This is a genomic window from Psychrobacter fozii (genome assembly GCF_003217155.1).
Taxonomy (GTDB): domain Bacteria; phylum Pseudomonadota; class Gammaproteobacteria; order Pseudomonadales; family Moraxellaceae; genus Psychrobacter; species Psychrobacter fozii.
Genome location: NZ_QJSU01000003.1, coordinates 365,460 through 377,515 on the forward strand (window position 1 = coordinate 365,460; position 12,056 = coordinate 377,515).

The 12,056-nt window shown below is 43.9% G+C and carries 5 protein-coding genes; 3 read left to right on the forward strand and 2 right to left on the reverse strand.

The window, feature by feature from the left end; genetic code table 11:
* Positions 1-43: 43 nt before the first annotated feature.
* The gene (locus tag DFP82_RS06115) at positions 44-2,248 is read right to left on the reverse strand and encodes a TonB-dependent siderophore receptor (RefSeq protein WP_245905652.1); all 2,205 of its coding nucleotides are present in this window, start codon (positions 2,246-2,248) and stop codon (positions 44-46) included.
* Positions 2,249-2,549: 301 nt separating this feature from the next.
* On the opposite strand from DFP82_RS06115, the gene DFP82_RS06120 reads away from it, so the two are divergent.
* Entirely contained in the window at positions 2,550-4,058 is a 1,509-nt protein-coding gene (locus DFP82_RS06120; protein WP_110922840.1) for a PepSY-associated TM helix domain-containing protein, read from the forward strand.
* Between the two features lie 422 nt (positions 4,059-4,480).
* Here DFP82_RS06120 and DFP82_RS06125 read toward each other — a convergent pair whose 3' ends face one another.
* Entirely contained in the window at positions 4,481-6,193 is a 1,713-nt protein-coding gene (locus tag DFP82_RS06125; protein ID WP_110922841.1) for a multidrug ABC transporter permease/ATP-binding protein, read from the reverse strand.
* A 1,294-nt stretch (positions 6,194-7,487) separates the two neighbouring features.
* Here DFP82_RS06125 and DFP82_RS06130 point away from each other — a divergent pair.
* Together DFP82_RS06130 and DFP82_RS06135 are read left to right on the forward strand one after the other, a co-directional pair.
* Complete coding sequence (locus DFP82_RS06130) at positions 7,488-8,468, forward strand: OmpA family protein (protein WP_110922842.1); 981 nt, start codon at positions 7,488-7,490, stop codon at positions 8,466-8,468.
* Positions 8,469-8,549: 81 nt separating this feature from the next.
* Positions 8,550-12,056 (forward strand): Calx-beta domain-containing protein (locus DFP82_RS06135; protein WP_245905653.1); only part of this gene is annotated, 3,507 nt, incomplete at its 3' end.

Below are 12,056 nucleotides of genomic sequence, written 5' to 3' on the forward strand. Positions count from 1 at the left end.
TTAATAAAAACTGGCTATTATTACAATAGCCAGTTTTTTGTGATTAAAAATTGGCCTTTAGACTGACTGTCATCTGGCGCTCTGGTCCCATCCAGCAGTTGTTGATGTCATAACAAGAACCGACGTAGGTTTTATCAAAGAGGTTGTTGATACTGGCACCGACAGTGAGCATAGGATTGATTTCGTAATTGCCACCGATATCTACCAACGTCACGCTTGGCAACTCATCTGAATTTTGTTTATCGATCTGCATACCTCCTTCATAGCGAACGCCTGCATTGAGCGTTAGCTTATCTGTGGCGTAGTAGTCCGTCCATAGCGTGGCTTTGTGTTTCGCTGTTTGCGCTGGCGTGTTGCCGACTACATCAGGGTTGAACTCATCTTCTGTAATCTCAGCATCGGTATAGCTGTAGCTCGCCGCGACATCCACCCAATCATTGAGCATATGACTGCCGGATACTTCAAATCCTTTAGACGCAATTTCACCCGTTTGGGTTTGACTTCTATAGTTGACGTAATCTGATACAACAACATTCTGTTGTTTAATATCGAATACTGCCAATGTTCCTTTGGTGCCGCCATCTGCCGAGAGATATTTAACACCGGCTTCTAGTTGGTCAGCCGTCGTGGGCTTAAATGGCTCGTCGGTCACGAAGTTACTGCCAACGACTGGCTGGAACGATTGTGAGTAGCTCGCATAAGGTGATAGCCCATTATCGAAATCATAAATAGCAGCCAGACGACCACTGGTCTCTGATGCGCTATTGTCGATTTCTTGGTCACTATATATCACACCTTGAGAGGCTTTGGTTTGATCAGTGATACTCTTGAATTTATCATGTCGTAAGCCTGCAACCACTGTCCAGTCTTGCCATTTCATCTCATCTTGCACATAAAAACCAAGTTGGCTTTGTTCGATATCCTCATATTGACTATAGACATCTAAAGGTAACGTGTCGGTATTGATTTGAGAAAAGTCAGGGTCAGACAAGTCAAGGTTTGGCGTACCATCCGCGCCAGCATCATAGTACGCGGCAGTGCTATCCGTCTCTTGATACTCGACACCAAATAATAAATTGTGCGAGGTATTGGCTGTATCGAATTGATAAGCCAACTGGTTGTCTGTGGTCCAGTTTTTCATGGTTTCATCGGTGGTATAGGCCACACGGTTCAATATCGTATCACTACCGCTGACAAACCCTCCACTATTATACATATTACGCTGCTCTGCTTCGGCATCGGTATAGCGCAGTATGTGCTTAAAGGTTAGTTGGTCATTGATGTCCCAGTTTACGGTGACACTCGGCATGAATACTTCTTTGCTGAATTTATTCCAGTCGTCACCCGCATAGGCGTCGCTGTCTAGTTTGCCGTAGCTGGCGTTGTAGACAGTACCGACCGCAGGCAGCGGGGTAGAGGGCACCATGTCTGGATCGTCTTGATAAAAGAGGTTAGCAAGTACGGACACGTCATCTGTCGCTTGCCATTCAAGTGATGGATTGAGCAGGGTGCGCTCTTCTTCCGTGGTCTGCATCTGGCCGTCTTTTTTGCGTTTTAATGCCACAAAACGATAATTCAAGCTGTCTGTAATCGCCCCTGTTGTATCGATTGCCACTTCTTTCAGGTTTTGATTGCCTAGTCGTAGCTGTACCTCAGTCTCTTGGGTACTTTTGGGCGTTTTGGCTATTTGATTGACCATACCACCGGGTGCCGTATAACCATAAAGTGAGGATGCGGGTCCTTTGACGACTTCTACGGCTTCAGTTGCATAGATGTCTACTTGCGGCATGAGGTTCCAAGCACCATCGTAAGGCAGTCTTAATCCATCATAAAAATTCGATAAGGTCTTAAAGCCACGGACTCTGTACTCATCAAAGATAGATACCGTGCCGCGACTCTCAGAGCTAACACCGGGCTCATAGCGTAAGGCAGCGTTGACACTGTCAGCTTGGCGTTTTTGCAATAGGTCTTGATCGATTCTGGTATAGCTCATCGGCGCATCATCAGGGTCTAATGCGGTTTTTGTGCCTGTACTTCGGTAACTATCGGCATAGACAGTTATCGTATCTAAGGTCGTTGATGGTGTCGCTGTCTCAGAATTTTCTGTCTGGGTATTGCTTAGCGTGCCCTCAGTATCAGCTGATTCAGCATAAGCAATATGACTGATGCTCATGGCTAAGCCAACTTGTACTGCTATGGTCAGATGTTTTTTTCGGATAGATTCAGAGGTTAAAGGAAGCCGCATCATATTTCCTGTTCAATAATATTCGTTGAATATGTTGGATTTAAATTTAGGGAGATAAATAACGGAAATAATAATAACACTAATGATTATTGTTATCATTAAAAAGTTACAGTTAACGCTTTATAGAAATATTGGACGCGGTTCTGAATGGTTTAGTGCGGCTTCTTTACATTAATATTGTTGATATATGACTAGAGGGGTAGTGGTTTTTTCAGGGGTTTTCTCGTATGATGCAGCCGATATTACATTGCTAATAGATTTATGTTGTTAATTGGGCAATCAGAGATTATCAAAGGTCGTATTTATGAACAGAGACAGCAGTCAGTCACCTAACACGCAGCGTTATTTTACGGTATGGCGTTGGCATTTTTATGCTGGCATGTTTGTCGCGCCTTTTTTGATTGTTTTGGCGGTCACAGCACTCGGCATGCTGTTCATGTCGAACACCGTAGGTCGGGACAATGACCGCTTGACCATCACCATTCCAGAGTCGACTGTCCAAGCACCAGTGTCTATACAAGCCAAAAACGCGCTTGGTACGTTACCCGATAGCGCACTGATTAAATATATTGCGCCCCGTGACGCAGATACCGTCGCTTTGTTTCAGGTGGAGTCAGAAGGCCAGACCAATATGGTGGCAGTGAATCCTTATACGGCTGATGTCGTCAATAGCGCACCTGCTAGCAGCGGTCTTTATGATACGTTTAATAATATTCACAGTGATTTGCTCATCGGTAAAGCAGGGGATTATCTGCTAGAAACGGCTGCATCGTTGACCATCTTGATGATTTTGACGGGTTGGTATCTCTGGTGGCAAAAACGCAAATCAGTTAAAGCTATGCTGATACCTAACGAGAGGGTAACCAATAAGAAAAAACGACCTTTTATCCGTACGATTCATGCGACATTGGGCAGTTGGGTATCGATTCTGCTGCTGTTTTTTTGTGTTTCAGGCATGGCATGGGCAGGCGTGTGGGGCGAAAGAGTTGTGCAGGCATGGAGTCAGTTTCCTGCTGGTAAGTGGGGCGTTGCTCCTATGCCAATGTCGATTGATCATAGCCAACACAGTACTGCGATGCATGAGTCAATGGCTGCACCTCACGTCCATGGTGCGGCAGCGCCTGAAGCCCATACTGAAGCACCCACGCACGGCAGTGTCTTAAACTCGGGTAAAACCAAGGAGGTTCCTTGGGTGCTTGAGCTGACGCCGATGCCAGTATCAGGCACGACCATGGGTCAGGATGGTATCGCACCCAATATACCTATCATGATTGATACGGTAGACCGATACGCTCGTGAAATTGGGTTTGTAGGCCGCTATCAATTGAACTTGCCACAAGGCAGTACAGGCGTCTGGACCATTAGCCAAGATTCAATGAGCTACGATATGAAAAGTCCGACAGCAGATCGCACGGTACATATCGATCGTTATTCAGGTAATGTCTTGGCTGATATTCATTTCGATGATTACAATGCCTTTGGTAAGTTTATGGCGGCAGGTATTGCTATTCACATGGGTACGCTGGGATGGTGGAGTGTGTTGGCCAATGTCTTGTTTTGTCTGTTTGTTATCATGATTAGCGTGAGTGGTTATATCATGTGGTGGCAACGCCGTCCTACTAATGCCAATGAAAGCACTGGGCTGAACCCGCCAGCACGTGGTTTACACTCTGCTATCTGGTGGCCATTTGCGCTTCCTTTATTGATTGTCGCTGTTATATTTCCGACAGCCATTATCGCAATCGTTGTTATCGCCTTATTGGACTTTTTGGTGATATCTCGTAGTGCTTTTTTGCAGAAATTATTAAAATAAGCAAATGGCTTAGACGAGTTTTCGAGTGTCTAGGGCATGTCCTCAATTCAAACAATAGTTATCTAACTGGGCTAAAAATGGCTAAATTTTGCCAAAAATCGTCAAATAGCTGGTCAATATCTCGATATTATCTACGCTATTTTTCTCGTTTGACGGCAATTTATCTCATTTTTATCACCACTTGTGAAATGAGGACACACCCTAGATACTTTTCATTTGTATATAGTCAAAGAACTCTAAAATGAATACAAGGCAGCCGACTGCAGATTGTACAAGTGGTAAATCTAAGGAGGGTAACGCCGTAGCGGTTTAGTATTTCACCGACTATAGCTATAGCGTGGTTCTTTCTATCGTAATGGGGCGACTTATCATAAGTCGCCCCATTTTTTTTCGTGACCGTCTTCATCTATAACAAGTCATATTTATTGCAACATGGCGATTGCATCTGTACTGGCGCGCTGTCGTTCTTCAGCATTCAATTCAATCAATCGGCCTTCTTTCATCAATAATAAGCGGTCAGCGTGTTCAAAGTAGCTGTCGTCATGACTGATAATAAACAGCGTTTTGCCCAGTGCTTTTAGCTCAGGTATTAGCGTTTGATAGAACACACGGCGAAAAGCAGGGTCTTGGTCAGCTGCCCATTCATCAAGCAATAAGATGTCTTTTTGTTCAGCGACTGAGAGTAGCATGGCCAATCGTTTACGTTGACCTTGAGATAGTTTATCTGTAGAGAGTTGATGATCAGACACGCTCACTTTGTCTTGTAGATTGAGCTTCTGCAGCCAGTCAGATATCAGTGCCTCATCAGGTTGATTGCCCTGATTGCCAATTAGCTGTTTAAACAGATGCTGATCACTAAAGATAGCAGAAAACAGCTGTCTATAATCGGCATTATTCTCTGAATCAATGTTGTCTTGATCTACTTGTACAGAGCCTGTGGTAGGGGTGAAAATCCCCGTGATGATTTTGGCGAGGGTAGACTTACCGCTACCATTGGCGCCGATTAAGAACACCACATCACCACGTCTCACGGTAAGGTTGACCGATTTCAAGATATCATCAGCAGGGTTATTTGCGTCAACAGCTATCTCTTGTGTCTGCGTATTGATGCCGCCGTAGCGATAACCAACGTCAGTCAGTGATATCGATTGCCAGTCTTTTGCCACGTGGTCAGTCATAAATTCTGCTTGGTAGTCAGCCAGCTCTAGCGACTGTATTTTGTCTAGTGCCACTTGGGCAGTCTGTAGGGTTGGATACGCACCAACTGCATGCAGAATGGGTGACTGCATAAATAGAATCGTTAGGGAGAATGTGGTGGCGACACCCATCGGTATATTCAGATAATTTGATACGGCAAACACCACACCAATCGAAGCAAACATCATGATATTGGACCAGTTCACAGCAGATAAGTGAAAGGTGTCAGATTTTATGACGGTCTGTTGGTACGACTTGGCATGAGACAAAAAATCGTCTGAATATAGCTTTTCAGCGCGGTACTGATTGAGCGCAAGCTCCTTACGACCTTCTATAATAGATTGATAATCTTGGTATAAAAAATCATTAATCGCTCTAAGTTCTATCAAATGAGTATAGACGTGCTTCACTAAAATAGTGCTTATCCAAATTGTCATCACAATCCAAAACATGATGATAAACAATAGTGGTAGTGACAGCCATCCTAAATAAAGGGCAACACCCGCAGATAAAATGACACCTTGTACCAACTCTGGCATGCGTACAAAGGCAGTCGTAATAGACTGGATATCTGAAGATAAGCTGGCAATTAAGCGCGCACTACCCAAGTGATCTATCTGCGGCACTTTGGTATCTATAATTTGTTTGACCAGTTTTGTTCTGAGCTCGTACACAAACTGATGGCCCAGACGCGTCAACGCATACTGTGATAAAAAAGTAGTGATTAATAGTAGTGTAATCAAGGCAGCAAAATAGCCTAAGCTGAGTAATGACAAAGTATCAAAGACAGGTTGACTGATGAAAGTATGATTTATATACGCAATGATGCCCACACTGACAGCCGCATTTACCAAATTAAGCAGGATAACTTTGAGAAAAGGCAGGCGATAATGCGCCCAAATCATATGATACAAAGAAGTGGTAGTGCGTGAAGACATAATGGCTCGTTATGATAATAATCGTATGTGTGATGGCAGAAAAAGATTGTTAGGCAAAGCCTGATTTTTGTATAAGTGTGGCTCAATCAGTGCGGCTTATAACTTGAGGGTTGCTGACATTACTTACCACACTTTTATGAATGATATTCGGCGGTATCTTATCAAGACAACAGAAGATATATAGATATACGTGGAATAGAAGAGGGTAGGCAAGACAAGTCAGATAGGCTTTAGATGTTATTGATAACCATTAATATTTACAATATTGTGACGTCAATCTGTATATGTGTCAACGTGTTTGTGACCGTAAGAGGGAGTGCAGAATAGTGTATGACCCAGTTTTAAATGATGCGGAAAAAATGATAGAACACAAGCTCGATTGATTTCATCGTATCGATAGGAATTCATGATGGTTAAGAATAGGTAAAACGGTAGTATGAAATCCAAGGTAGCAGTGGTCAGAAAGATAGTAGATAACAATGTAATATATTAAAGACCGCTCGACAGCTAGGGATAGTCATTCCACTATAAAGGTATTGCTGCGTTAACCTCGCTTGAAGTATCACATATACACTTGGTTGCCTTGTACTACTTTTAAATTGAATCGACTATATGATCGGGTTAGTTTTATTTAACCAGCAAAAAATCGAATCAAGATAAGCCGATCGGTACAGAGTGATATAAATATGAGAAAAATTAAAGTAAGTATACTGTTCAAAGGGTAATTAAAACCCTTAAAGAAGAACAAAAGCTATTAAGTGAAGAAAATAAGACGATGGACTATCTTGTATTGATGTTAAGGTAAGATGAGCGCTAAGAGTGTGGTGAGATAAAGTCTTAGGAACTCTTAAAAGATAAGAGCGTACAATAGATTTAGCTTGATTTTTGTCGTTAGATTGTTGGATCTGTTCTTCTAAATTAATGACTACGAAATTGACAGCAGACATTCATACTTAATGGTAACTGGTCATAAAATATATGCCGTTTATCATGTTTGGATTTTATTTTTTTGACAGGGGTAAACCATATAGGTTATATCTACAACTATATAATTTTTATAGAGCCTGATGGAGCAGAAGTTGGTTGTTATTTATATGGTGTTTCTATTGGGTTATCCGTCAAACACCTAATTTTTTGCAGCATTTGAAGATTACTCTGCCAAGTTAAAGGCTATCAAAAAGTTATCAAGGACTATATTCGTAGTATGCGATATATATTTTATACAGAAATTAATTCAAAAACTCAATATATTTAACCAATATTAGCTTAATAAACGGTTACTCAGGAAATTATCATGGGCAAAGTATTCAAAAAAATCATCGTTGAAGTGGCACTAGTAACCACGCTATTGGGGGTGACTGCCTGTGCGACCACAACGGCTAACAGCCGTATCGGTAATGATGGAGATACTCGCCGTGTTGATAATGTTGTATGGAATAATCAAGTTGACAGTGATATCAGTGCTGTATTAGCGAAACAAGTTGCGAGTGATGAAGCTCGACTGATATTTGTGCGCAAAAATGATGATGATCCTGAGCAAACCAGTGCCAATATTGCGATCAATAATAGATTTCAAGTCAGTTTGCATGCAGGCAATTATACAGCGGTCAATTCTTGTGTGGGCACAAACCAACTAAGTGCTCATGCAACTGGTTTTAAAGATAATGATTTGTTGGCGGAGCAGAAAGATTACCAATTAGTTGGTGGTCAAACATACTTTTTTTATGTAGATATGGATGAAAATGGCCAAGGTCTGCTAAATCAAATAACGACAGATAGCGCATTACCATTGCTAAGAAATAAGCGTTATCAAACGCATCAAATCAGTCGAGTCGTTCCTAACTGTCCTGCACCCGTAATTGCTACTACACCGTCAGTAACGCTGCCACCAGTCGTGGAGCAACCTGCCATATTGGCTGAAAAGGTGACAATTGATCTTGAAGTATTGTTTGAGACTGATAAAGCGGTCGTACGACCCGAATACTATACAAAAATAGCTGAACTAGCGGACTTTATGGCGCAATACCCAAATACAATAGCGACCATTGAGGGTCATACTGACAGTCGCGGTAGTGATAGCTATAACCAAGTTTTATCACAGCACCGAGTAAATGCTGTCAAAGAGAGTTTGATTTCGAAATTTGACATCGACGCTGAGCGTCTAAGTGCTATTGGTTATGGAGAGACACAGCCAAGAGCTAGTAACGATACTGTAGAGGGCCGTCAGCTCAACCGCCGTGTGGTCGCAGTTGTAGAAGAAGGTGTGCGTCATTGATAATTTTATTGTCCTTTGGTAACTGAAGTTGCCTGATATAAAAACAATTTAGCTGAAATATTTAAAATTAAAGGTAAAAAAATGAATACTATTATTATTAAAATTAATGACGCCGCTCAAACTATCAGCCAAGTATCTGTTATTACTAAAGATGGTATACCAACAGTTATTACTGCCACCGACAACGTCAACTATGAGTTTTTTGACACAGCTATTGGCCATGCTCCTAACCATATTATTACTAAGCGCCTAAAAAACGACTTGCATGTCTCATTCGAAGAAGAAGGGGTAGACAGCGATCTGATTATAGAAGGCTTCTACGATAATCCAGACAGTGCTTTAGTCGGTATTGCTGAAGATGGCGAGTACTATTACTACATTCCTGATACTGGCGAAACCTACGATTATGTGACTCAACTAGAAGTCGGTGATGTAGAAGGACAGGCGCTTGGCGGTGAAGAGTATATTGCAGCGGCCATACCTTGGTGGATACCTGCCGCGGCTGGATTGGGACTGGTTGGTTTGATTGCTGGTCTCGCTAGTGATGATGATGATAACGATAACGATAATGCTCCTATTGCTGAAGATGACACTGTCTTGGGTGAAACAGGTCAGCCAATCACTATCGATGTCGTGGCAAATGATAGCGATCCTGAAAATGATTTAGACCCAACGACCGTCAAATTAATCGATCCTGTTACAGGCAATGAAGTCATCAGCTTAGTGATAAATGGTGAAGGTACTTGGCAAGTTGATCCTATGACAGGAGAGGTTAGCTTTACACCAGAGTCAGGTTTTACCGCTGATCCAACACCAATTGACTACGTAGTATCTGACACCAATGGCTTGCAGTCGAACCAAGCGACCATCGTTATTGACTATCCACAAACTGCTCCTATTGCTGAAGATGACACTGTCTTAGGTGAAACAGGTCAACCAATCACCATCGATGTCGTGGCAAATGATAGTGATTCTGAAAATGACTTAGATCCAACGACCGTCAAATTAATCGACCCTGTTACAGGCAATGAATTCACCAGCTTAGTGGTAGATGGTGAAGGTACTTGGCAAGTTGACCCCGCGACAGGAGAGATTAGCTTTACACCAGAGTCGGGGTTTATCACTGATCCAACACCAGTTGACTATGTAGTATCTGACACCAATGGCTTGCAGTCGAATCAAGCGACTATCACCGCAGACTATCCATTAATAGTTAGTATCACAGGCACCGAGAGCTTGAGCGAAACGACTGTTGATGGCAGCTCGAATGAAGCAACCTATACGATTAATCTTAGCAAACCAAGCAATGAAGACACTGTGGTCGCTGTTACGATTGGTGGCGGTAGCACTGAAGGTAGTGAGGACTATACAGCACCTATAACTCAAACAGTCACTATCCCAGCAGGTCAAACGTCAGTGAATGTCACTGTACCGATCACGGATGACAATTTGTTTGAAGGCCCAGAAGACTTTATAGTTACGGTAACTGAAGTCATATCCGGTACAGCCTCTGTTGGACCAGATAGTAATAGTGTCACAACTACCATTTATGATAATGGTACTACTGACGGTAGCACACCAGTTGATCCTACTGATCTATCGGTAGGTAATGACACCCCAGTTGTGAGCATTAGTGGTACTAAAACCTTGAGTGAAACGGCTGCTGATGGCAGTGCAAATGAAGCGACTTATACCGTTAGCTTAAGTAATCCGAGCACTGAAGATACGATCGTTACTGTTATTATTAGTGATGGCAGTACTGAAGGGTCAGCTGATTATACAACGCCTGTAACACAAGATATCACTATCCCAGCAGGACAAACCTCAGTGGATGTCACTGTACCAATCACTGATGACAATGTGTTTGAAGGCCCAGAAAACTTTACCGTTAAGGTCGTTGCAGTCACATCAGGAACAGCAACTATTAGTACTGACGATGACACCGTAAGTACGACCATCTATGATGATGGCACTACTGACGGCAGTACACCTGTGGATCCTAATAATCCAGCTTTGGGTGGCGACAAACCAGTGGTTGATATCGCAGCGACTAAAGCGGAAGCCATTGAAGGTGTTAGTAATGGTTTGGTATTTGAAGTATCTCAGAACAACTTAAGCGAATTTCCTACGACTGTAGATGTCAAGTTAGCGGATAGCACAATAGAAGCGGCTGATATTGCATCAATCAGCTATACCGATATTAATGGTAAGGTTATATTTTTAGATAATGTAACAGATATTCAGACATTCCTCGATGAAGGTATTCAGGTCACAATCCCAGCGGGCAGCACGTCTGCACCAGCCATTACCTTTACTGTAGTTGATGACTTGGTTTATGAACAATCAGAAAGTTTGGTGCTTGAGATCAGCAATCCGCTCAATGCCAGCATTGGCACCGCCACAGACAGCGCCACCATCTTCGATGAAGACGCGACCGACGGCACCGTAAACGAGGGCGACAAACCGACCGTCACAGTTGGCGACGCCAGTGCCATCGAGGGCGATACCCTCGTGCACAGTGTCACCGTCAATGGCGTCACCGAAGCCGACGTCACCTATGACTTTGACTTGGCGGGTAATAGCGCCACAGAGGTGACCGACTTTACCAACGTCCCAGTCTTTAGTGATGGCGTCACTTATGACGCTGCCACCGGCACCATCACCGTTCCTGCTGGGGTCACCGACTTTACCGTCAGCTATCCTGCACTCAATGATGCCATTCTTGAGAACAATGAAACCACCAGCTTAACCATTGGGGCTGATAGTGGCACCGGTACCATTAATGATGCTGGTGACGCCATTCCTGTCGTGAACATTGAAGCGACGACGGACAGCGCCACCGAAGGTGTAGGCGACAGCATCGTCTTTGCCATCAGCCAAACAGGGGCGACGGACAAAGACAGCAACGTCACCGCCACCTTAAACCTTGGCGACATCGATGCCAGCGATATTGACAGCATCACCTTTACGGATGCCAATGGCACGCAAACCATCAGCGTGGCTGACGCCATAGCTGGGGTTAGCGTGACCATTCCAGCGGGTAGCAGCATCCTGCCAACGTTCACCATCACCCCGAATGACGATGCCATCTATGAAGTCTCAGAAGCGCTGAGCATGAGTATCAGTAATGCGCTGAATGCCGCCATTGGCACCGCCACCGATACTGCCACCATCTTCGATGAAGACGCGACAGACGGCACCGTAAACGAGGGCGACAAACCGACCGTCACAGTTGGCGACGCCAGTGCCACCGAGGGCGATACCCTCGTGCACAGTGTCACCGTCAATGGCGTCACCGAAGCTGACGTCACCTATGACTTTGATTTAACGGATGGCAGTGCAACCGCTGGTGATTACAGTAGCGACCCTGCTGATCTCATCTTTAGCAACGGTGTCACCTATGATCCAGTAGCGGGCACCATCACCGTTCCTGCTGGGGTCACCGACTTTACCGTCAGCTATCCTGCACTCAATGATGCCATTCTTGAGAACGATGAAACCACCACGCTTGAGATTGGCGGCGTGATAGGCACTGGCACGATTAACGATGCGGGTGACGCGATTCCTGTCGTGAACATTGAAGCGACG

Bases quoted from the DNA above. Each gene is read 5' to 3' on its own strand.
- DFP82_RS06130 (WP_110922842.1), top strand. From the start codon at position 7,488: ATGGGCAAAGTATTCAAAAAAATCATCGTTGAAGTGGCACTAGTAACC.
- DFP82_RS06115 (WP_245905652.1), bottom strand. From the start codon at position 2,248: ATGATGCGGCTTCCTTTAACCTCTGAATCTATCCGAAAAAAACATCTG.
- DFP82_RS06120 (WP_110922840.1), top strand. From the start codon at position 2,550: ATGAACAGAGACAGCAGTCAGTCACCTAACACGCAGCGTTATTTTACG.
- DFP82_RS06125 (WP_110922841.1), bottom strand. From the start codon at position 6,193: ATGTCTTCACGCACTACCACTTCTTTGTATCATATGATTTGGGCGCAT.